Origin of the sequence: Burkholderia sp. (genome assembly GCF_018375725.1) — a bacterium.
GTDB lineage: Bacteria > Pseudomonadota > Gammaproteobacteria > Burkholderiales > Burkholderiaceae > Burkholderia.
Genome location: NZ_JAHACR010000007.1, coordinates 13,334 through 34,773 on the forward strand (window position 1 = coordinate 13,334; position 21,440 = coordinate 34,773).

At 65.7% G+C, this 21,440-nt stretch carries 25 protein-coding genes; 19 read left to right on the forward strand and 6 right to left on the reverse strand.

All coding sequences use genetic code 11. The features are described 5' to 3' along the window. Positions 1–63: 63 nt before the first annotated feature. Both KH616_RS03000 and gpmA read right to left on the reverse strand, forming a co-directional pair. Complete coding sequence (locus KH616_RS03000) at positions 64–1,605, reverse strand: S41 family peptidase (RefSeq protein ID WP_292236261.1); 1,542 nt, start codon at positions 1,603–1,605, stop codon at positions 64–66. A 178-nt stretch (positions 1,606–1,783) separates the two neighbouring features. Further along, positions 1,784–2,530: a 2,3-diphosphoglycerate-dependent phosphoglycerate mutase gene (gene gpmA, locus KH616_RS03005; RefSeq protein ID WP_292236267.1), complete on the reverse strand. Its 747-nt coding sequence runs from the start codon at positions 2,528–2,530 to the stop codon at positions 1,784–1,786. 117 nt (positions 2,531–2,647) lie between these two features. Between gpmA and KH616_RS03010 the strand changes: the two genes are divergently transcribed. The 4 genes from KH616_RS03010 (at position 2,648) to KH616_RS03025 (ending at position 4,933) form a co-directional block, all read left to right on the forward strand. Then, positions 2,648–3,070: a rhodanese-like domain-containing protein gene (locus tag KH616_RS03010; RefSeq protein ID WP_292236269.1), complete on the forward strand. Its 423-nt coding sequence runs from the start codon at positions 2,648–2,650 to the stop codon at positions 3,068–3,070. Beyond that, a complete protein-coding gene (gene grxC, locus KH616_RS03015) occupies positions 3,067–3,327 on the forward strand; it encodes a glutaredoxin 3 (RefSeq protein WP_292236271.1) in 261 nt (86 codons plus the stop codon). The genes KH616_RS03010 and grxC overlap by 4 nt, the downstream gene beginning before the upstream one ends. Before the next feature lie 99 nt (positions 3,328–3,426). Continuing rightward, positions 3,427–3,909, forward strand: a complete 483-nt coding sequence (gene secB, locus KH616_RS03020; protein WP_292236273.1) for a protein-export chaperone SecB — start codon at positions 3,427–3,429, stop codon at positions 3,907–3,909. A 25-nt stretch (positions 3,910–3,934) separates the two neighbouring features. Next, complete coding sequence (locus KH616_RS03025) at positions 3,935–4,933, forward strand: NAD(P)H-dependent glycerol-3-phosphate dehydrogenase (protein ID WP_292236274.1); 999 nt, start codon at positions 3,935–3,937, stop codon at positions 4,931–4,933. 202 nt (positions 4,934–5,135) lie between these two features. Here KH616_RS03025 and trmL read toward each other — a convergent pair whose 3' ends face one another. Then, complete coding sequence (gene trmL, locus KH616_RS03030) at positions 5,136–5,606, reverse strand: tRNA (uridine(34)/cytosine(34)/5-carboxymethylaminomethyluridine(34)-2'-O)-methyltransferase TrmL (RefSeq protein WP_292236275.1); 471 nt, start codon at positions 5,604–5,606, stop codon at positions 5,136–5,138. 57 nt (positions 5,607–5,663) lie between these two features. Next, a complete protein-coding gene (locus KH616_RS03035) occupies positions 5,664–6,452 on the reverse strand; it encodes a ComF family protein (RefSeq protein WP_292236277.1) in 789 nt (262 codons plus the stop codon). Positions 6,453–6,540: 88 nt separating this feature from the next. On the opposite strand from KH616_RS03035, the gene KH616_RS03040 reads away from it, so the two are divergent. From KH616_RS03040 to KH616_RS03075, 8 genes are all read left to right on the forward strand, one after another. Then, positions 6,541–7,506 (forward strand): methyltransferase domain-containing protein, encoded by a 966-nt coding sequence (locus KH616_RS03040; protein WP_292236278.1) that lies wholly within the window; start codon positions 6,541–6,543, stop codon positions 7,504–7,506. 196 nt (positions 7,507–7,702) lie between these two features. Continuing rightward, on the forward strand, positions 7,703–8,239 hold the full coding sequence (locus tag KH616_RS03045) for a DUF2244 domain-containing protein (protein WP_292236281.1): 537 nt from the start codon (positions 7,703–7,705) through the stop codon (positions 8,237–8,239). Between the two features lie 46 nt (positions 8,240–8,285). Beyond that, positions 8,286–9,860 carry a cytochrome c oxidase subunit II gene (gene coxB / locus KH616_RS03050; RefSeq protein WP_292236283.1) on the forward strand — a complete coding sequence of 525 codons (1,575 nt, stop codon included), beginning with the start codon at positions 8,286–8,288 and terminating at the stop codon, positions 9,858–9,860. A 43-nt stretch (positions 9,861–9,903) separates the two neighbouring features. Next, positions 9,904–11,511, forward strand: coding sequence for a cytochrome c oxidase subunit I (ctaD, locus tag KH616_RS03055; RefSeq protein WP_292236286.1), 1,608 nt, complete (start codon positions 9,904–9,906; stop codon positions 11,509–11,511). 80 nt (positions 11,512–11,591) lie between these two features. After that, positions 11,592–11,732, forward strand: a complete 141-nt coding sequence (locus KH616_RS03060) for a cytochrome oxidase small assembly protein (protein ID WP_292236287.1) — start codon at positions 11,592–11,594, stop codon at positions 11,730–11,732. Positions 11,733–11,755: 23 nt separating this feature from the next. After that, positions 11,756–12,355 carry a cytochrome c oxidase assembly protein gene (locus tag KH616_RS03065; RefSeq protein WP_292236289.1) on the forward strand — a complete coding sequence of 200 codons (600 nt, stop codon included), beginning with the start codon at positions 11,756–11,758 and terminating at the stop codon, positions 12,353–12,355. 17 nt (positions 12,356–12,372) lie between these two features. Beyond that, the gene (locus KH616_RS03070; RefSeq protein ID WP_292236290.1) at positions 12,373–12,573 is read left to right on the forward strand and encodes a DUF2970 domain-containing protein; all 201 of its coding nucleotides are present in this window, start codon (positions 12,373–12,375) and stop codon (positions 12,571–12,573) included. Between the two features lie 136 nt (positions 12,574–12,709). Beyond that, positions 12,710–13,567: a cytochrome c oxidase subunit 3 gene (locus KH616_RS03075; RefSeq protein WP_292236297.1), complete on the forward strand. Its 858-nt coding sequence runs from the start codon at positions 12,710–12,712 to the stop codon at positions 13,565–13,567. 141 nt (positions 13,568–13,708) lie between these two features. On the opposite strand, the gene KH616_RS03080 is transcribed toward KH616_RS03075, so the two are convergent. Beyond that, entirely contained in the window at positions 13,709–13,918 is a 210-nt protein-coding gene (locus KH616_RS03080) for a twin transmembrane helix small protein (protein ID WP_292236299.1), read from the reverse strand. Positions 13,919–14,002: 84 nt separating this feature from the next. Between KH616_RS03080 and KH616_RS03085 the strand changes: the two genes are divergently transcribed. From KH616_RS03085 to KH616_RS03105, 5 genes are all read left to right on the forward strand, one after another. Next, complete coding sequence (locus tag KH616_RS03085) at positions 14,003–14,713, forward strand: SURF1 family protein (RefSeq protein ID WP_292236301.1); 711 nt, start codon at positions 14,003–14,005, stop codon at positions 14,711–14,713. 62 nt (positions 14,714–14,775) lie between these two features. Beyond that, positions 14,776–15,414: a cytochrome C oxidase subunit I gene (locus tag KH616_RS03090; protein WP_292236302.1), complete on the forward strand. Its 639-nt coding sequence runs from the start codon at positions 14,776–14,778 to the stop codon at positions 15,412–15,414. 22 nt (positions 15,415–15,436) lie between these two features. Next, the gene (locus KH616_RS03095; RefSeq protein ID WP_292236303.1) at positions 15,437–16,549 is read left to right on the forward strand and encodes a heme A synthase; all 1,113 of its coding nucleotides are present in this window, start codon (positions 15,437–15,439) and stop codon (positions 16,547–16,549) included. An 8-nt stretch (positions 16,550–16,557) separates the two neighbouring features. Further along, positions 16,558–17,460, forward strand: coding sequence for a heme o synthase (cyoE, locus tag KH616_RS03100; RefSeq protein WP_292236304.1), 903 nt, complete (start codon positions 16,558–16,560; stop codon positions 17,458–17,460). 18 nt (positions 17,461–17,478) lie between these two features. After that, complete coding sequence (locus KH616_RS03105) at positions 17,479–18,096, forward strand: SCO family protein (protein ID WP_292236305.1); 618 nt, start codon at positions 17,479–17,481, stop codon at positions 18,094–18,096. A gap of 159 nt (positions 18,097–18,255) precedes the next feature. On the opposite strand, the gene KH616_RS03110 is transcribed toward KH616_RS03105, so the two are convergent. Then, positions 18,256–18,546, reverse strand: a complete 291-nt coding sequence (locus KH616_RS03110) for a YciI family protein (RefSeq protein WP_292236307.1) — start codon at positions 18,544–18,546, stop codon at positions 18,256–18,258. 198 nt (positions 18,547–18,744) lie between these two features. On the opposite strand from KH616_RS03110, the gene KH616_RS03115 reads away from it, so the two are divergent. Then, positions 18,745–20,379 carry a methyl-accepting chemotaxis protein gene (locus tag KH616_RS03115; protein ID WP_292236309.1) on the forward strand — a complete coding sequence of 545 codons (1,635 nt, stop codon included), beginning with the start codon at positions 18,745–18,747 and terminating at the stop codon, positions 20,377–20,379. 229 nt (positions 20,380–20,608) lie between these two features. Beyond that, entirely contained in the window at positions 20,609–21,424 is an 816-nt protein-coding gene (locus KH616_RS03120; RefSeq protein WP_292236310.1) for a MetQ/NlpA family ABC transporter substrate-binding protein, read from the forward strand. The last annotated feature ends 16 nt before the right edge of the window (positions 21,425–21,440 follow it).

Consider the following 21,440-nt stretch of genomic DNA (forward strand, 5'->3'; position numbering starts at 1 on the left):
GCCGCAAACAAAACGGGCCATCGCGGGGATGCCGCGATGGCCCGTCGGGGCGCTGTCGGTACCTTACTGCGGTGCCGACGCGGGCTTCGGTGCGGAGGCCGGCTTGGCCGCCGCCGGCTTCGAGGCCGGCGCCGACTTGCCGGCGGGGCTCTTCGTGCTCTCGGCGAGCAGCGATTTCGACTCCTGCACCGGCTTGCCTTCGAGCTTCGCGAGCGCCTGCTGCATCATGAAATCGTCCGCGCTGCCGAATTCGATCGGCTTGCGGTCGCGATCCTTCTGGCGCTGCTCCGGCGTCTTCTTGTCGTTCTGCTCCTCCAGGATGCGCAGCTGATCCATGCGGCGCTGCTCGCGCTCTTCCTGTTCCTTCTTCTCGTTCGGATCCTGCGTGTTCGCGAGGTGGTTCGTGTAGTCGACCTCGCGCGTCACGAGCGCGTCGTCCGGATCGCCGTCCGCGTACTGGTCGACCGGAATGTCGGGCGTGATGCCCTTGTTCTGGATCGAGCGGCCGCTCGGCGTGTAGTAGTACGCGGTCGTCAGGCGCAGCGCCGAATCGGCGGTCATCGGGCGCACCGTTTGCACCGAGCCCTTGCCGAACGTCGTCTTGCCCAGAATGATCGCGCGGTGCGCGTCCTGCAGGGCGCCGGCGACGATTTCCGACGCGGATGCCGAGTATGCGTTGGTCAGCACGACCATCGGCACGGTCTTGAAGATCGGCGGGAGGCTCTTCAGCGGATCGCTGTCGAAGGACGGCAGGCGGTAGTTGTCGTAACTGTCGCGATAGACCTGCTTGGAATCCGGGATCTGGCCGTTCGTCGACACGACGACCGAATCCGGCGGCAGGAACGCGCCGGCGACGCCGACCGCGCTCTGCAGCAGGCCGCCGCCGTTATTGCGCAGGTCGAGGATCAGGCCCTTCAGGTTCGGCTGCTGGCGCGCGATGTCCTGCAGCTTGGCGACGAGATCGGGCGTCGTGCGTTCCTGGAAGCTCGTGATGCGGACGTATGCATAGCCCGGATCGAGCATCTTCATCTTCACGCTCTGCACGCGAATCACGGCACGCGTGACCGTGATCGGGAACGTGCGGTCGTCGCTCTTGCGGAAGATCGTCAGCGTGACCTTGGTGCCCGGCTCGCCGCGCATCTGCTTGACCGCCTTGTCGAGCGTCATGCCGCGCACCGGCTTGTCGTTGATGCGCGTGATCAGGTCGCCCGGACGGATGCCGGCGCGGAACGCGGGGGTGTCCTCGATCGGCGAGATCACCTTGACGAGGCCGTCTTCCTGCGAGATCTCGATGCCGAGACCGGCGAAGCGGCCCTTCGTCTGCTCCTGCAGCTCTTCGTAATCGGTCTTGTCGAGGAACGACGAGTGCGGATCGAGGCTCGAGACCATGCCTTTGATCGCTGCCGTCAGCAGCTTCTTGTCTTCGACCGGCTCGACGTATTCGCGCTTGATCTGGCCGAACACTTCCGCGAACAGGCGGAGCTGGTCGAGAGGAAGCGGTGCCGTGGCAGTCTGCTCGGCCGATGCGGAGATTTGCAGCGTGGCGAACACGCCCGTTGCGAGGCCCGCGGCAATCAGGCCGATGTTCTTCAATTTCATACGCATAGAGAGTCTGGTGCGGTCGGGAAGCGCGTGGCGGTAGCGGGGATGTAGCGGTCAAGTATAACTGTTCCGTCCGACTCGTCACCGGGTCGGGGCGAAACCGGTTCGACAGCGCCCGGCAAGGGAGGTTCGCGCGCCGGCGGGCGGCCGCGCCGGACACACCGGCGCGGCTCGGGCGGGATCAGCCTGCCTTGCCTTGCTTCGCGACGGCGGCCTGCGCCTTTGCGATCGCGTCCTGGTCGCCGAGGTAGTAATGCTTGATCGGCTTCAGGTTTTCGTCGAGTTCATAGACGAGCGGCACGCCGTTCGGGATGTTCAGGCCGACGATGTCGCTGTCCGAGATGTCGTCCAGATACTTGATCAGCGCGCGCAGCGAGTTGCCGTGCGCGGCGATCAGCACTTTCTTGCCGCTCCTGATCGCCGGGGCGATCGACTCGTTCCACAGCGGCAGCACGCGTGCGACCGTGTCCTTCAGGCATTCGGTGAGCGGCAGCTGCTCGCGCGGCACCTTCGCATAGCGCGGATCGGCGTACGGCGCGCGCGGGTCGGTCGGCTCGAGTGCGGGCGGCGGCGTGTCGTAGCTGCGGCGCCAGACCAGCACCTGCTCGTCGCCGTACTTCGCGGCGGTTTCCGCCTTGTTCAGGCCGGACAGCGCGCCGTAGTGGCGCTCGTTGAGGCGCCACGAGTGCACGACGGGCAGATACATCAGATCCATCCTGTCCTGCACGTGCCACAGCGTGCGGATCGCGCGCTTGAGCACCGACGTGTAGGCGATGTCGAACGTGTAACCGGCTTCCTTGAGCAGTTCGCCGGCCTGGTAGGCCTCGTTGCAGCCCTGCTCGGTCAGGTCGACGTCGACCCAGCCGGTGAAGCGGTTTTCCTTGTTCCACGTCGATTCGCCGTGGCGGATGAGAACGAGCTTGTACATAGATGCTTGCGGTCGGTAGTAAGGATGCGGTGCGCCGGGCATCGCGCCCGCGCAAGACGGTTATTTTATAATGCCCGGATTGTCGTTTTCCGATTTCTCTTTTTCCGGCGGAATTCCGTGAAGTTCTTTACCGATTACACGAACCTGGCCCTCGTCGCGATCCTGCTCGTCTCCGGCGGCCTGCTTGCGTGGCCCGGTCTGCGCCGCGGCCGCGGCGGCCTGTCCGCTGCGGAGGCCACGCAGCTCATCAATCGCCGCAACGCAGTCGTGATCGACGTGCGGCCGACGTCCGAATTCGCCGCCGGCCACCTGCCGTCCGCGCGCCAGGTCGAGGCGGACGAGATCGGCGCGAAGATCGCGCAGGTCGCGAAGAACAAGAGCACGCCGGTGCTGCTGGTCTGCCAGAACGGCCAGCAGTCGCAGAAGGCGGCGCGCGCGGTCGAAGCGGCCGGCTACGCCGAGGTGCACGTGCTGCAGGGCGGCGTCGCCGCCTGGCAGCAGGCCGGGATGCCGGTCGTCAAACAAGGAGTGACGAAGTGAACAAGGTGGTCATGTATAGCACCCAGGTGTGCCCGTATTGCATCCAGGCCGAGCGGCTGCTGAAGCTGCGCGGCGTCGAGCAGATCGAGAAGGTGCTGATCGACAAGGATCCGACGCGCCGCGAGGAAATGATGTCCCGCACCGGCCGCCGCACGGTGCCGCAGATCTATATCGGCGACACGCACGTCGGCGGCTACGACGATCTGTCGAAGCTCGATCGCGAAGGCGGTCTCGTGCCGCTTCTGCAAGCGGCCTAATTCGGGCAGAATGGCCGCCGGCCGCGTGACACGGCGGCAGGGTCAACCGGGACGGCCGGCGAATGCCGGCGGTCCCGTCATCACTTTTAGGGAAACAACATGTCCGACGTCGAAAACCAACCGTTCTTCAACATCCAGCGCGTCTATCTGAAGGATATGTCGCTCGAGCAGCCGAATTCGCCGGCGATCTTCCTCGAGCAGGACATGCCGTCGGTTGAAGTGGAGGTCGACGTCAAGGCCGAGCGTCTCGCGGAAACCGTGTTCGAAATCGTCGTGTCGGGCACCGTGACGGCGAAGGTGAAGGACAAGGTCGCGTTCCTGATCGAAGCGAAGCAGGCCGGCATTTTCGACATTCGCAACATTCCTGACGAACAGCTCGACCCGCTCGTCGGCATCGCTTGCCCGACGATCCTGTTCCCGTATCTGCGTTCGAACATCGCCGATGCGATCACGCGCGCGGGCTTCCCGCCGATTCATCTCGCCGAGATCAACTTCCAGGCGCTCTACGAGCAGCGTCTCGCGCAGCTGCAACAGCAGCAGGCGGCCGCGGCCGGCGCGCCGAACGGCTCGACGCTGAACTGAGGCTGATCGGGGACCGGTGCTGGGTATGAAAGTAGCCGTTCTCGGCGCCGGTGCCTGGGGCACCGCGCTCGCGGGCCATCTGGCCGCGCGGCACGATACGCTTCTCTGGGCGCGCGACGCTGCGCTCATCGCCGGGCTGCAGGCCCGGCACGAAAACTCCCGCTATCTCGACGGCATCGCACTGCCCGAAGCGCTGCGCTACGACGCGGATCTCGCCGCGGCGCTCGCGCACGGCGCCGCGGACGACGCGCTGTGCGTGATCGCCGCGCCCGTCGCCGGCTTGCGCGCGCTGTGCCGCGCGATGCACGACGCGGGCTGCGTGCCGGCGCACATCGTCTGGGTCTGCAAGGGCTTCGAGGCGGACACGCATCTGCTGCCGCATCAGGTGATTGCCGCCGAGCTGCCGCAGCAGACCAGCAACGGCGTGCTGTCCGGCCCGAGCTTCGCGCGCGAAGTCGGCCAGGGCCTGCCTGTGGCGCTGACGGTCGCCAGTGCTTCGGCTGCTTGCCGCGAGCGGACGCTCGCCGCGTTCCACCACGGCGCCATGCGAATCTATACCGGCGACGATGTCGTCGGCGTCGAGGTCGGCGGTGCCGTGAAGAACGTGCTGGCGATCGCGACCGGGATTGCCGACGGCCTCGGCCTCGGCCTGAACGCACGCGCCGCACTGATCACGCGAGGCCTCGCGGAAATGTCGCGGCTCGGCGTCGCGCTCGGCGGCCGTGCGGAAACCTTCACGGGCCTCACGGGCCTGGGCGACCTGATCCTCACCGCGACGGGCGACCTGTCGCGCAATCGCACGGTCGGTCTGCAACTGGCCGCGGGGCGCTCGCTGAACGATATTCTGGGCGCGCTCGGCCACGTCGCCGAAGGCGTGCGCTGTGCGCAGGCCGTGCTGGCGATCGCACGTGCGCAGTCGATCGAAATGCCGATCACCGAGGCGGTTTGCGGCGTGCTGTTCGACGGTGTCGCGCCGCGCGACGCGGTCAGCGGCCTGCTGCGCCGGGACGCACGCGCCGAGTGATACGACGGCGGGGCGCCGCAAGGCGCACTGCGCTGTAACAATCCCCACCTTGTCGCGGGGGGGGCGTGATGCCGGTCGGCTTCACGACGCTCGATCTGCAGATCGTCCACATGCTGCCGCACGCGCCGAATCCCGGGCGTGCGGGGCTCGCGTATTTGTCATCCGATCGCTGCGCGCGGCATCGCGCGCAGCCCGCCTTGCTTCAGGCGCCGCCTTCGAAGCCGGCCTGACGCCAGGCCTCGAATACGACGACCGCAACGGTGTTCGACAGGTTCAGGCTGCGGTTGCCCGGCCGCATCGGCAGGCGTACGCGCTGTTCGTTCGGAAAGCGGTCAAGCACCGCCGCGGGCAGGCCGCGCGTTTCGGCGCCGAACACGAACCAGTCGCCAGACAGGAATGCATGGTCGTGAAAGCGTCCCGAGCCGCGCGTCGTGAATGCGAACATCCGGGCGGGATCAGGGGATTCGGCCGCGACGAACGCGTCCCAGTCGCGGTGCACGCACATATCCGCGTATTCGTGATAGTCGAGCCCGGCGCGGCGCATTTTTGCGTCGTCGAGCGGAAAGCCGAGCGGCTCGATCAGGTGCAGCCGCGCGCCGGTATTCGCGCACAGGCGGATCACGTTGCCGGTATTCGGCGGGATTTCGGGTTCGACGAGGACGACATTGAACATGATTCTTCTGTTTACGGACTTCGTGGCCGCGTTCGGGCGGCCGGCTTCTCTATCTGATTAATCTCTGGCGGTGCGCAGCGCAACCACGTTCGTCACGCGTGCGGCGCCCGCCGCCTTGAGCGCCTGGGCCGCAGCCGACAGCGTTGCACCCGAGGTCATCACGTCGTCGACGAGGACAACGTGGAACCCCGCGACGTCGTGCGCGACCGCGAATGCCGATGCGACATTGTCGCGTCGCGCCTGCCGGTCGAGCCGGGATTGCGGGGCGGTCTCCGCGACACGCACGAGCAGTGTCGGCATCGCGCGCACGCCGAGGCGGCGCGCGAGCGGCCGCGCAATCGCCCACGCCTGGTTGTAGCCGCGCGACGCGAGCCGCCCGTGCGCAAGCGGTATCGGCGCGAGCACGTCGATATCGCCGACTGCGTCGTGTTCGTCGTCGATCCGCCGGGCGAGCCGGCGCGCGAATTCCGCGCCGAGCGCAAGCCGCGCGCGAAACTTCAGCGCACGCGCGAGCCCATCGAGCGGCGCGCGGTAGTCGGCGAGCGTGAGTGTCGCATCGAACGGCGGCTGCGTGGTGCGGCATACATCGCACCGGTAGACCCCCGATCGGCCGGCGCGACGCGAGTGCGCATGCCCCGGGTTCAGCGGTGCCGCGCAAACCGTGCAGCGCAGGCGCGGCTCGTTCCAGTAGGCGGCATCACATGCGGCGCAAATTGCACTGTGCGACATATTGCCGCACAGTGCGCAGCAATTCGGCAATGCGATGGCTGCGATTCGCGCGGCAAACATGCGCGCATGCGACATAACGCCGCGTATTTGCGGCGAAAACACGGGGCGACGATCCATCGCGAATGCTCCTTGCCAGCCTGCCCCGCTTCGCTGAAGGGCGCAGGGCGAGCGAGTATACTTCCGGCTCTTCGCCAGTTTGCCCGCCATGTCCTCTGCATCGACCACATCCGGCCGTCCGGCCTATGACGCCCGACGTCTGCGGCAGATCTTCGACCGTCGCGCCGCCGCGTTCGACACGGTCTCGTTCCTGCCGCGCGAGATCGCGCAGCGGATGTGCGAACGTCTCGAATACATCAAGGTGAACCCCGCAAGCGTGCTCGACGCAGGCTGCGGCGCAGGCGACGACCTGCCGGCGCTGCGCACGCGTTTCCCGGAGGCGCCGGTATTCGGGGTCGACCTGTCCGGCGCGATGCTCGCGCGAGCAGGGCAGCGGGAAGTCGAGCAGACGAGCTGGCGCCGCTGGCTCCCCGCATCGCTCGGCAAGGCGCTCGGCCAGCGTGGTCCGCGCGTCGCACAGGCGGATTTCTCCGCGCTGCCGTTCGCGGCCGGCGCCTTCGACCTGTTGTGGTCGAATCTCGCGCTGCACTGGCACGCCCGTCCGGACGAGGTGCTGCCTGAATGGCAGCGCGTGCTGCGCGTCAACGGTCTCCTGATGTTCAGCACGCTCGGTCCCGACACGCTGCGCGAGCTGCGCGCCGCCTACGCGGACGCCGAAGCGGCGCTCGGCATCGCGCCTGCGGGCGCGCGCGTGATCGATTTCGTCGACATGCACGATCTCGGCGACATGCTCGTCGAGAGCGGTTTCGAAATACCGGTGATGGACCAGGAAGTCCTCACCGTCACCTACCAGTCCCCCGATTCGCTGCTGGCCGACGTACGTCGCTGGGGCGCCTATCCATTCGGGCGGGCAACGCCGCACGGCGTGACGCGGCGCTTCCGGCAAGCGCTGGCCGACGCGCTCGAAGCGCGCCGGCGTGCGGACGGCACGATTCCCCTCACATTCGAAGTGATCTACGGACATGCATGGAAGGCCGTGCCGCGCACGACTCCCGAAGGGCACGGCATCGTCCGCATCGAGGACATCGGAAAAGGGCGTCCGAAAGATCGCTGACGCGGTAACGCGCGATTTTGTTATGTCTGAAATTACCGGCGCAAAGCCGGGGTAAAAACACGTCTGAAATGGCCGGAAAGCTTGTCGCGCTTGGCTCGCGAGCCGATAGCCGCTTGCTTGTGGATGCCATTGAACCCGCCTATAATGCGTCAGTTTGTCGCTCCCGGGGTCTCCTCAATACGGGGCGGCGAGTCCGATGCAGGCATGCATCGCATGCCATTCGCGTGAGACGGCGATGGAAGCAGCGCGGGTTTCGACAGACGCGGCAGATGCCGCGGCGGTTCCGGAACCGGTCCTCGAGGACTGGCTCATGAAGCGCAACTGTTCGGTGTCGCCGCGCCAGTTCGTGCTGTTTTACGCGTCGCTCGCGGGCGTCTCGCTGGCGATCGCGGCCATGATGATGTGGCGTGGGGCATGGCTCGTCATGCCGTTCACCGGAATCGAGCTGCTGGCGGTCGGTATCGCTTTCGCGATCCATGCGCGCCATGCAATCGATTACGAACGCATCAGACTGTTTCCGCACCGGCTCGTGATCGAGCGGATGAGTGCGGAGCGGCTCACGCAGATCGAATTCAACCCGCGCTGGGTGCGGGTCGAGCCGGGCGCGACCCCACGCGATCCGATTCGACTCGTTTCGCGCGGGCAGACCGTCGCGATCGGGCGGCATCTTGCGCAGTACCGGCGCGCGCAGTTCGCAGACGAGCTTCGCGTGTCGCTGCGGCGCTGCGGCTGATGAGGCAGCCGATGCGATGCCGGCAGGTGCGGCGGGGAGGGTTTGAATGGAAATTTTGGGTAAGGATGCTATGAAAACAATCAAGCGAGCCCTTTCGGGCGTGCTGGCATGCAGCGGACTGCTCTTTGCCGGTGCCGCTCTGGCGGTCGGTGATAGCCCGGGCGGTCCCCGCGTCAACGAGATCAATCTGCAGCCGCCTGTCACGAAGATCGCCGAGGAGCTCTACGACCTCCACACGATGATGCTGATCCTCTGCACGGTGATCTTCATCGGCGTGTTCGGGGTGATGTTCTATTCGATCTTCGCGCACCGCAAATCCAAAGGCCATAAAGCCGCCAATTTCCATGAGAGCACCACCGTCGAGATCATCTGGACGATCGTGCCGTTCATCATCGTCGTGCTGATGGCGCTGCCGGCCACGAAGGCCGTCGTCGCGATGAAGGACACGACGAACGCGGATATCACGGTCAAGGTCACCGGCTATCAATGGAAGTGGGGCTACGACTATGTGAAGGGCCCGGGCGAGGGCATCAGCTTCCTGTCGACGCTGACGACGCCGCGCGACGCCGTGATGGGCAAGAAGCCGATCAGCGAAACCTACCTGCAGGAAGTCGACAACCCGCTCGTCGTGCCGGTCAACCGGAAGATCCGCATCATCACGACCGCGAACGACGTCGTCCACTCGTGGTACGTGCCTGCGTTCGGCGTGAAGCAGGACGCGATCCCGGGCTTCGTGCGCGACACGTGGTTCAAGGCCGAGAAGGTCGGCACCTACCGCGGTTTCTGTACCGAGCTGTGCGGCAAGGAGCACGCGTACATGCCGGTCGTCGTCGAAGTCCTGTCGGACGAGGACTACGCGAAGTGGGTCAGCGCGCAGAAGGCCAAAATGGCCGGCACGGCGGTCGACCCGAACAAGGTCTATACGATGGCCGAGCTGATGGCGCACGGCGAGGAAGTCTACAAGGCGAACTGCGCGGCTTGCCACCAGCCGAACGGCAAGGGCATCGGCGCATTCCCGGCCATCGACGGCGGCAAGATCGTCAACGGCCCGATCGCCGGCCACCTCGAGCAGGTGCTGAAGGGCAAGGGCGCGATGCCGTCGTGGGCGTCGCTGTCGGATCTGGACATCGCGTCGGTCGTCACCTACGAGCGCAATTCGTGGGGCAACCACAAGAACGACCTGCTGCAACCGAAGCAGGTGGCAGCCGCACGTAACGGCAAGCTGCCGGAAGACACCGCGGCGGCAGCGCCGGCGGAACCCGCACCGGCGGCGGAAGCCGCATCGCAGCCCGCTGCGACGGCCGCGGCGGCACTGTCGACGATCTACTTCGAAACCGGCAAGAGCACGCTGCCGGCCGACGCGAAGTCGGCGATCGCTGCGGCGGCGGATTATGCGAAGGCGCATCCGGACGCGAAGCTCGCGCTGTCGGGCTACACCGACAAGACGGGCTCGGCCGACGCGAACGCCGAACTCGCCAAGCACCGCGCACAGGCCGTGCGCGACGCGCTGAAGGCGGCGGGCGTGGCGGAGGACCGCATCATCATGAAGAAACCGGAAACGATCACGGGCGGGGCAGACGCGAAGGAAGCCCGGCGTGTCGAGATCGGCCCGGCGGCTTGACGTGCCGTTGTGTTTGTCGACGTATTCGCATTAGGAGATTTTTATGTCTAGCATCGGGCACGACGTAGTCGCGGGCCACGCGCACGACGACCACGCGCACGAAACCCCGCACGGCTGGCGGCGCTGGCTGTTCGCCACCAACCACAAGGACATCGGTACGCTGTACCTGCTGTTCTCGTTCATCATGTTCCTGTCGGGCGGCGTGATGGCGCTCGCCATCCGTGCCGAGCTGTTCTCGCCGGGCCTGCAGATCATGCGTCCGGAGTTCTTCAACGAACTCACGACGATGCACGGCCTCATCATGGTGTTCGGCGCGATCATGCCGGCGTTCGTCGGCTTCGCGAACTGGATGATCCCGCTGCAGATCGGCGCGTCGGACATGGCGTTCGCGCGGATGAACAACTTCAGCTTCTGGTTGCTGCCGGTCGCCGCGGTGCTGCTCGTCGGCTCGTTCTTCGCGCCGGGCGGCGCGACGGCCGCAGGCTGGACGCTGTATGCGCCGCTGTCGACGCAGATGGGCCCGGGCATGGACTTCGCGATTTTCGCGGTGCACATCATGGGCGCGTCGTCGATCATGGGCGGCATCAACATCGTCGTGACGATCCTGAACATGCGCGCGCCGGGCATGACGCTGATGAAGATGCCGATGTTCGCCTGGACGTGGCTGATCACGGCCTACCTGCTGATCGCCGTGATGCCGGTTCTGGCAGGCGCGATCACGATGGTGCTGTTCGACCGCCACTTCGGCACGTCGTTCTTCAACGCGGCAGGCGGCGGCGACCCGGTGATGTACCAGCACATCTTCTGGTTCTTCGGCCACCCCGAGGTGTACATCATGATTCTGCCGGCGTTCGGGATCGTGTCGCAAGTGATCCCGGCGTTCTCGCGCAAGACGCTGTTCGGCTATAGCTCGATGGTGTATGCGACGGCCTCGATCGCGATCCTGTCGTTCATGGTCTGGGCGCACCACATGTTCGCAACCGGCATGCCGGTGACGGGCCAGCTGTTCTTCATGTACGCGACGATGCTGATCGCGGTGCCGACCGGCGTGAAGGTGTTCAACTGGCTCGCGACGATGTGGCGCGGTTCGATAACGTTCGAAACCCCGATGCTGTTCGCGATCGGCTTCCTGTTCGTGTTCACGTTCGGCGGCCTGACGGGCCTGATGCTGGCGATGGCGCCGCTCGACATCCAGTACCACGGCACTTACTTCGTGGTTGCCCACTTCCACTACGTGCTGGTCGCGGGCTCGCTCTTCGCGCTGTTCGCGGGCTGGTATTACTGGTCGCCGAAGTGGACCGGCTGGATGTACAACGAGACGCGCGGCAAGATCCACTTCTGGGCGTCGATGATCTTCTTCAACCTGACGTTCTTCCCGATGCACTTCGTGGGCCTCGCCGGCATGCCGCGCCGTTATGCGGACTACCCGGCGCAGTTCACCGACTTCAACCAGATCGCGACGATCGGCGCGTTCGGTTTCGGTCTCGCGCAGGTGTACTTCCTGTTCGCGGTCGTGCTGCCGGCATACCGTGGCGGCGGCGAGCTGGAGAAGGCTTCCGACAAGCCGTGGGATGGCGCGACGGGCCTCGAGTGGACCGTGCCGAGCCCGGCACCGTTCCACACGTTCGAGCACCCGCCGACCGTCGAGTAATCGAGTCAGTTCCACCGGATGCTCCGCTGTCGCCTGCCGCCGCAGGCAGGCGACGCGGGGCGTTCAATACCCAGATCCAGATGAACCGGAATCCACAACAAAGACGTACGCCCGAAGAGATCCGCGCGGGCAACAAGCGACTCGGCCTGATCCTGCTCGGCATCGTCGCCGTTTTTTTTGTGGGTGTCGTGATCAAGCAGTGGTGGTTGTCCACTCACTGACGCAGTAGCGAGGAAGTTGCCGTATGTCGAAGCCGGAAGTCCATGTGGACCGCGCTTTCAACCGTTCGATGCTGGTGAAGCTTTTCGTCGTGGCGGGGCTGATGTTCGGCTTCGGCTTCGCGCTCGTGCCGATGTATCGCGCGATCTGCCAGATAACGGGCATCAACAACCTGGTGCAGCGCGACGTCAGTGCGCGCGAGGCGAAGAATACGCAGATCGACTACAGCCGCACGGTGTCGATCGAGCTGGACGCGAACGCGCGTGGTCCGCTGGGTTTCAAGCCCGAGCGGAACAGCATCGACGTGCACCCGGGCGAGTTGACGACGGTCGTGTACGACGTCACGAACGGCCAGAGCCGTCCGGTCGTCGCACAGGCGATTCCGAGCTATGCGCCGAAGCAGGCGACCGAGTTTTTCAAGAAGATCGAATGCTTCTGCTTCACGCAACAGACGCTGGCCGCGAACGAATCGCGCAAGATGCCGGTGGTGTTCGTGATCGATCCGAAACTGCCGAAGGACGTGAAGACGATCACACTGTCGTACACGTTCTTCGAACTGAATACACCCGCGCCGGCGGCGCGCGGCACGGCCGGGCGGACCGACGCACCGAAGCCGGGCGCATGAGGAAGGAGGGCGGGACGATGACGGAAGCGAAACGGGGCGGTACGTTCGGCCAGGCATTGAAGGCGGTGCTGTGGTCGTTCTTCGGGGTGCGCAAGCGGCGCGACCTGGAGGCGGACGCCACGCAGCTGAACCCGCTGCACGTACTGATCGTCGCGCTGATCGCGGCCGGCATGTTCATCGCCGTGCTGATCCTGATCGTGCGCGCGGTCGTGGGCTGAGCGCACGGCGAAACGAAGGGATGCCTTGCGGACGCTCCGGCGTTCGCGCAGGAAAGCGCGGCTGCTGTCACGCCGCGAGAGAAATAAGACCGGAGCGGTTCCGGTACATAAATTGGACTGAAGTGGAGAATCAAGCATGAGCGGTCACAACCAGACCCCGTACTATTTCGTGCCGCATCCGTCGCAGCACCCGATCAGCGCCGCCGTCGGCCTGCTGGTCATGCTCGGATCGTTCGCACTGTGGATCAACGGTGAGGCCTGGGCGCCCTATACCGCGCTGCTCGGCCTGCTGTGGTTCCTCTTCACGCTGTACCACTGGTTCGGCGATGCGATCGGCGAGTCCGAAGGCGGCATGTACGGCAAGCGGGTCGACGTGTCGTACCGCTGGAGCATGAGCTGGTTCATCTTCTCCGAGGTGATGTTCTTCGGTGCATTCTTCGGTGCGCTGTTCTATGCGCGCGAGATCGCGCTGCACCAGCTCGGCAGCCTCGACTACAAGCTGATCTGGCCGGACTTCTCCGCCGTGTGGCCGAACGAAGGTCCCGCTGCGCTCGCAGGCCATTTCAAGACGATGGGCCCGTGGCCGATCCCGACGCTGAACACCGCACTGCTGCTGTCGTCGGGCGCGACGCTGACGATCTCGCACCACGCGCTGCGCGACAATCACCGCAGCAAGGCGATCGCATGGCTGGCCGCGACGCTCGCGCTCGGCGTCTGCTTCCTGTTCCTGCAGGGTTTCGAATACTTCCACGCGTATAACGAACTGAACCTGACGCTCGGTTCGGGCGTGTACGGCTCCACGTTCTTCCTGCTGACGGGCTTCCACGGTTTCCACGTGTTCCTCGGCGGCACGATGCTCGCCGTGGTGCTGGTGCGCATGATCCGCGGCCACTTCAAGCCGGATCAGCACTTCGCGTTCGAAGGCGCGGCCTGGTACTGGCACTTTGTCGACGTCGTCTGGCTCGGCCTGTACGTCGTCGTCTACTGGCTGTAAATGAAAAGCGGCCCGCGCAGCGATGCGCGGGCCGCTTGACTTGATGCCGGCGGCGCGGGGACGCATCGTCGGCGAGCTGCACCGGGCGCCGCCGCGACTCAGTCAGGCGGCGCTTTTGCTTGACGGGGCGGCGATCGGAATTCAGCGCCCGATCGGAATGCCGGTCGAATGGATCCAGCCCATCCAGTTTGCGAGCAGGATGAACAGGAACAGCGAGATCGACAGCCCGACGCGGGTGGCGAGCGACCAGGCCATGCGTTTCGTATGACCGCGGTCGTGCATCATGAAGTAGAGCGCCGAGCCCATGCTGGCAATGATGAGGACGAAGGCGATGGCAACGAGGATGTGCATGAAGCGAACCGGGCGACGGCAATTCGAATGGAGGGCGATGATTATCGCACTGCGCTTTCACGAACGCATTCCGCGGGCGGATCGATGAAGATTCGCTGGCTTCCCGCACTGCTGATCCTGGCGGTGATCGCGGTCACGGTGCGGCTCGGGTTCTGGCAGCGTGACCGCGCGCATCAGAAGGAGGCGCTCGAGGCGAACATCGTGCGCTACGAGCGCGCGTCGCCGGTGCCGGTCGGCGCACAGCCGATTCCGCTCGCGTCGATCGAATTCCATCGCGTGCGCGCGACGGGGCGGTTCATGCCGGAGCTGGCGGTCTATCTGGATAATCGGCCCTATAACGACCAGCCGGGCTTTTACGTCGTGATGCCGTTTAAACTTTCCGGCGGAGGCTACGTGCTCGTCAATCGCGGATGGCTGCCGCGCAATATCGCCGATCGCACGGCGATCGAGCCGTTCGCGACACCGGCGGGCGACGTCGAAATCGAAGGCATCGCGCGCGCCGACGCGTCGCGCGCATTCGAACTGGGCGAGGGCGGTTCGGCGCCGCACCAGAAGATTCGCCAGAATCTGGACGTCGCCGTCTTTGCGAAGGAAACCGGCCTGCCGCTGCAGCCGTTCGTGATTCAGCAGACGAGCGACGACGGCGACCGGCTGGTGCGCGACTGGCCGGCGCCGACGACCGGTGTCGAGCGCAACTACGGTTATATGTTTCAGTGGTGGGGCATGGCGGCGGCCGCGCTCGGCTTCGGCTTGTACGCGGCGCGGCGCGCGGCGAAGAAGTCGACCGGTGCGTAAGCGGCGCGATGCCCATGCGCGGCAGCGATGCCGCGCCTTGTTTCGAGAGGTCTGATTTGTCCATGCAATCTTCCCGTCAAGGCCAGGGCGCAGCGCCCGTTTCGCCGATGCCCGATCCCGGTGCGCGCAAACGCGGCCGCTGGATGCTGCTGCTCCTCGGGCTCGTCTGCGCGGCGCCCGTGATCGCGTCGTACTTCACCTATTACGTGATCAAGCCCAAGGGCGGCTCGACGAACTACGGCGCGTTGATCGATCCGCAACGCCCGATTCCGCCGGGCCTGACCGTCACCGACGAAAGCGGCCACACGATGCCGCTCGCATCGCTGCGCGGGGTGTGGCTGCTTGTGATGACCGATCGCAGCGCGTGCGACGATGCGTGCGCGAAGAAGCTCTACTTCATGCGCCAGGTGCGCGCGACGCAGGCGGGCGAGCGGCACCGGATCACGATGGTCTGGCTGCGCAGCGATGGCAGTGCGATCCCGCAGAAGGTGGGCGACGTGTATCCGGACACGCGCAAGCTCATTGCCGATCCGGCCGCGGTGGCGGCATGGTTGCCGGCCGATGCGGGCACGCAGGCGTCCGAGCATATCTACCTGGTCGACCCGAGCGGCAACCTGATGATGCGCTTCCCGAAGGATCCGAACCCGAGCAAGATCAAGTCGGACATCACGAAGCTGCTCAAGTGGTCGAGCATCGGATAAGGCAAGGCAACGAGGGAATCCGATGTCGTATCTACTGCAACTTGGCCTGATCGGCTTCTGTATCGCACTCCTGCCGCTGTCCTACGTGTGGGTGAAGGCGGACGACAACAAGTTCCGCAAGCTGGTGTGGATCACCACGTTCCTGACGCTCGACCTCGTGATGTTCGGCGGCTTCACGCGGCTGACCGATTCCGGGCTCGGCTGCCCGGACTGGCCGGGCTGCTACGGCACGTCGTCGCCGTTCATCGCGCACGCGGCGATCACCGCCGCGCATCAGGCGATGCCGACTGGCCCGGTCAGCATGACGAAGGCATGGATCGAGATGATCCACCGCTATTTTGCGATGGCGATCGGCGTGCTGATCATTGCGCAGACGGTGATTGCATGGGCCGCGCGGCTGCGCCGCCGTCCGCTTCATGTTTCGCCGTGGTGGCCGACGGGCCTGCTCGCGCTGATCGTCGTGCAGGGCGCGTTCGGCGCCTGGACGGTCACGATGAAGCTGCAGCCGGTGATCGTCTCGATCCACCTGTTGCTCGGCCTGACGCTGCTGGGCGCGCTCGGCTGGCTCGCGGCGCGGCAGACGCCGCTGCCCGCGTACGAACCGGAAGCCGGGCGCTATCGCGCGGCTGCGCTCGCGGCGCTCGTGCTACTCGTCGTGCAGATCGCGCTCGGCGGATGGGTGAGCACGAACTACGCGGTGCTCGCGTGCACCGATTTCCCGACCTGCAACGGCCAGTGGATCCCGCCGATGGACTTCGGACACGGCTTCCATCTGTGGCGCGCGCTCGGCATGACGAAGGATGGCGACGCGATCACGCAGGATGCGCTCGTCGCGATCCACTGGACGCACCGCACGTTCGCGTTCGTGGTCGTCGCGTACCTGGCCGCGTTCGCGCTGAAGATGCGCCGCTTCGCGTCGCTGCGGCGGCCGGCGGACGGCGTGCTGCTGGTGGTCGTGCTGCAGTTCGTGACGGGTCTGACCAACATCGTGCTGCAGTGGCCGCTGCCGGTTGCGGTCGCCCATAACGGCGGGGCCGCGATCCTGCTGTTGCTGGTCGTCATGCTAAACTTTCGAATCCTTACAAGCCGCCCGGGCCCTGTCGCGTTGTCTGCACGCGATGCCGCGCCGGCGTGACCGTTCCCATGCAAAGCACCCTCTCCCAATCGCCCGGTAGCCGGCTTTCCCAGTACATGGCGTTGACGAAGCCGCGTGTCACGCAACTCGCGGTGTTCTGCGCGGTGATCGGCATGTTCCTCGCCACGCCCGGCATGGTGCCGTGGAAAGTACTGGTCGGCGGCACCGTCGGCATCTGGCTGCTCGCGGGCGCGGCGTTCGCGATCAACTGCCTCGTCGAGCAGCAGATCGACGCGAAGATGCGCCGTACCGCTTGGCGTCCGTCCGCGCGCGGCGAGATCACGACCGCGCAGATCCTGATGTTCTCGGGCGTGCTCGGCAGCCTCGGCGCGTGGACGCTCTACACCTTCACGAATCCGCTGACGATGTGGCTGACGATCGCGACCTTCGTCGGCTATGCCGTCATCTACACGCTGCTGCTCAAGCCCGCGACGCCGCAGAACATCGTGATCGGCGGCGCGTCCGGCGCGATGCCGCCGGCGCTCGGCTGGGCCGCGGTGACCGGCTCGCTGCATGGCGATGCGTGGATTCTCGTGCTGATCATCTTCGTGTGGACGCCGCCGCATTTCTGGGTGCTCGCGCTGTATCGCCGCAAGGACTACGAAAATGCCGGCCTGCCGATGCTGCCTGTCACGCACGGCGAGAAATTCACGCGGCTGCATATCCTGCTGTACACCGTGGTGCTGTTCGCGGTCACGATGATGCCGTTCATCTCGGGGATGAGCGGCGCCGTGTACCTGACGAGCGCCGTGCTGCTCGGCGCCGTGTTCCTCGCGTATGCGTGGAAGATCTACCGCGACTATTCCGACGACCTTGCCCGCAAGGCGTTTCGTTACTCGATCGTCTACCTGTCGCTGCTGTTCGCGGCGCTGCTCGTCGATCACTACGCGCGCCCGCTGCTGGGCGCGTAACCGGACGGATCGAACGCGATGCTCCTCTCATGGTTCGGGCGCCGTGCGCGCCAGGGCGGGTTGCTCGCCTGCCTGTTCGCGGGGGCGCTGCTGCTCTCCGCATGCGACAACGCGCCCAAGTTCCAGAATCTCGACATCACCGGCAACACGCAGTTCGGCAGCGATTTCGCGCTGCCCGACACGACCGGCAAGATGCGCACGCTCGCCGACTTCAAGGGCAAGGCGGTCGTGATGTTCTTCGGCTATACGCATTGCCCGGACGTGTGCCCGACGACGATGGCCGAGCTGTCCGAGGCGTTGAAGCAGCTCGGGCCGGATGCGGCGAAGCGCGTGCAGGTGCTGTTCGTCACCGTCGATCCGGCGCGCGACACCGCACAATTGCTCGGCCAGTACGTGCCGGCGTTCAATCCCGCGTTTATCGGCCTGCGTCCGGCGGACGAAGCGCAGCTGAAGAAGGTGACGAAGGACTTCCGCGTCTACTACGCGAAGGTGCCCGGCAAGACGCCCGACAGCTACACGATGGATCACACGGCCGCGAGCTATGTGTTCGACCCGGACGGCAAGCTGAGGCTGTTCGTGCGCGACGGCCAGGGGCCGGCTTCCTGGGTGCACGACCTGAAGCTGCTGCTCGACTGACCGGCGTCGGCGGCCTGGTTGCTCGACCGGGCGGCCTGGCGTGACGGCGCGCCGTCACGCATTCTCTTTTTTCCTGCCTGTTTTGCCGCCACGATCGGCATGAGCCGCATGCGCGCCGCGCGCGTGCCCGGATGCGCACGCGCCTGCGACATGCGTGACTTACGGCAGCGCCGGCAGATTGAAGCCCGGCGCCGCGCGCGTCATGCGGAATTCCGTCACGCGATACGTCGCGAGCCCTTCCATGACGAACGGGTCGGTCTGGAGGATCGCCTCGAGCTCGTCGCGATCGATACGCGCGGCGAGGATCACGCCGCCGTCGCGCGGCACCTTCGGTCCCGCCGCAATGAAAATCCCTCTGTCCAGAAGCGGCTGAAGATACGCGCGATGGCGTTCGAGCGCGTCGTCGATGCGCTCGAGCGATGCGGTGTAGTGGATGTCGATGACGTACATGACTGGCCTCGGAATATCGCCCGGGCGCAGCGCCCCGGCACGGCGATTTTTTAGCACAGCGCGATCCCGCCTGTCGCGTCGTATTCAAGTAGTAAGCCTCATTGCCGTAATACCGCTGCAATCGTTTGCGCGCCGCAGGCCGTGCGCGCATGCGTTGCGTCAACCATCGACATCGATATCGACAACAAGGCACGTACGATGAGCAGAATGAGTTTGAACCGCAAGCTGTGGCTCGCGCTTGCGCTGGTATGGATCGGTTTGCTGGGCGTCGGCGCATGGAGCGCGTTCGAGACGCGCGCGACCATGCTCGCGGAGCGCAAGGCGGGCATCGCGAATCTCGTCGATTCGGCGGCGGGCATTGTCAGTGCGTATCACGCGCTCGCGCAGGGCGGCAAACTGTCCGAGGCCGATGCGAAGCGCGACGCGCTCGCCAGCCTCGCGGCGATGCGCTACGGGGATTCCGGCTATCTGTTCGTGATGGATTCGCAGCCGGTCGTGCTGATGCATCCGACGCTGCCGAAACTGGTCGGCACGCAGGTCGGCGACTACAAGGATCCGGACGGCAAACCGCTGTTCGTCACGATCCTGAACGCAGCGAAAGCCACCGGCCGCGGCTTCGCCGAATATCGCGGGCGGCTGCCGCACAGCGAGACCGCGGTGCCGAAGATCAGCTATGTCACGCGCTTCGTGCCGTGGGACTGGAACATCTCGAGCGGCGTTTTCCTGAAGGACATCGATACGGTCTACTACGAAACGCTGCTCGGCCATCTCGCGGTCGTGCTGGTGATCGGTCTCGTGATCACGGCGGCGATGATCGTGATCATCCGCAACGTGCGCGGCAGCCTCGGCGGCGAACCGGACGCCGCCGCCGCGCTCGCCACGCGCATTGCGCAGGGCGACCTGTCGCAGCCGGTGCCGGTGCGCGCCGACGACCGCACGAGCATGATGGCGGCGATGCGTGACATGCAGGCGCGCCTGCAGACGACGATCGGCGGCATCCGCCAGTCGGCCGAATCGATCGCGTCGGCGAGCCGCCAGATCGCGTCCGGCAACGACGACCTGTCGCAGCGTACCGAGGAGCAGGCCGCGTCGCTGCAGGAGACCGCCGCGAGCATGGAGCAGCTGACCGCGACTGTGAAGCAGAACGCCGACAATGCACGGCAGGCGAGCGGGCTCGCAAACAACGCGTCGGAGATTGCGCGCACGGGACACGACGTCGTAAACCGCGTGATCGGCACGATGGGCGAGATCGACGACAGTTCGCGCAAGATCGCCGACATCATCGGCGTGATCGAAGGGATCGCGTTCCAGACCAACATCCTGGCGCTCAATGCGGCGGTCGAGGCGGCGCGCGCGGGTGAGCAGGGCCGCGGCTTCGCGGTCGTTGCGGGCGAGGTGCGGTCGCTCGCGCAGCGCAGTGCGACGGCGGCGAAGGAGATCCGCGAACTGATCGTCGATTCGGTCGAGCGTGTGCGCAACGGCTCGTCGCTCGTCGGGCAGGCGGGCACGACGATGGGCGAGATCCTGCAGGCGGTGCGGCGCGTGACGGACATCATGGGCGAGATCGCGGCGGCGTCCGAGGAACAGGCGAGCGGCATCTCGCAGGTCGGACTCGCGGTCACGCAGATGGATCAGGTGACCCAGCAGAACGCCGCGCTCGTCGAGGAAGCGGCGGCGGCCGCCGCGTCGCTGCAGGAACAGGCCGCGAGCCTGCGCGACGCGGTGGGCGCGTTCCGGATCGGCGAGGCCGGGGCGGCGGCACGCAAGGCGGCGGTCCGGACGGACGAGCCCGTGCGTGCCGCGGAGACAGTCGCGGAAACCGCGGTCGCGTGACGCGGACCATGCGGGCGACGACGAGATGAAAGGGGCGGGCGCAATGAACAAAGGCGTCGTCGGCCGGATCGCGGCCCGCTCTCCGGCCGGACGTCTGCATGACGCATACCTATATAAGCGGGATGTATTTCACTTCCTTTCGATCCTGTGACACCATTTGCGACTTTCCCGCGAGCCCGGGCATACCCGCATCGCGTCCTTTTTTAGTTTGCTAGAAAGCGAGAAACAGATGAAGCGTCGCAGTCTCCTGAAGGTGTTTTCCGTGCTGGCGGCCGGTGCTGCGCTGACGATGTCGGCGGGCGTTCAGGCGCAGGACAAGGTGATCAAGGTCGGCACGGTCGCCGGTCCGGACGCGGAAGTCTGGCAACTGGTGCAGAAGGTCGCGAAGCAGAAGGAAGGCCTGAACGTGAAGGTCATCGAGTTCAACGACTACGTGCAGCCGAACGCGGCGCTCGACGCAGGCGACCTCGACGCGAACAGCTTCCAGCACCAGCCCTACCTCGACAGCCAGGTGAAGCAGCGCGGCTACAAGATCGTCGGCGCGGGCCTGACCTATATCTCGCCGATCGGCGTCTACTCGAAGAAGGTCAAGGCGCTGAAGGACCTGCCGCAAGGCGCGAAGGTCGCGGTGCCGAACGATCCGTCGAACGAGAACCGCGCGCTGCTGCTGCTGCAGTCGCAGGGCGTGATCAAGCTGAAGGCGGGTGCAGGCACGGGCGGCAACAACGCGACCGTGCTCGACATTGCCGAGAACCCGAAGAAGCTGAAGATCTCCGAACTCGATGCGGCGCAGCTGCCGCGCGTGCTGCCGGACGTCGATGCGGCCGTGATCAACACGAACTACGCGCTCGCCGCGAACCTGCAGCCGACCAAGGATGCGATCGCGCTCGAATCGCTGACGAGCCCGTACGCGAACCTGATCGCCGTGCGCGCGAAGGACAAGGACCAGCCGTGGGTGAAGAAGCTGGTCAAGGCATACCAGTCGCCGGAAGTGAAGGAATTCATCCGGAAGCAGTTCAAGGGTTCGATGGTCGCGTCGTTCTGATCGCGTCGAACGCCAA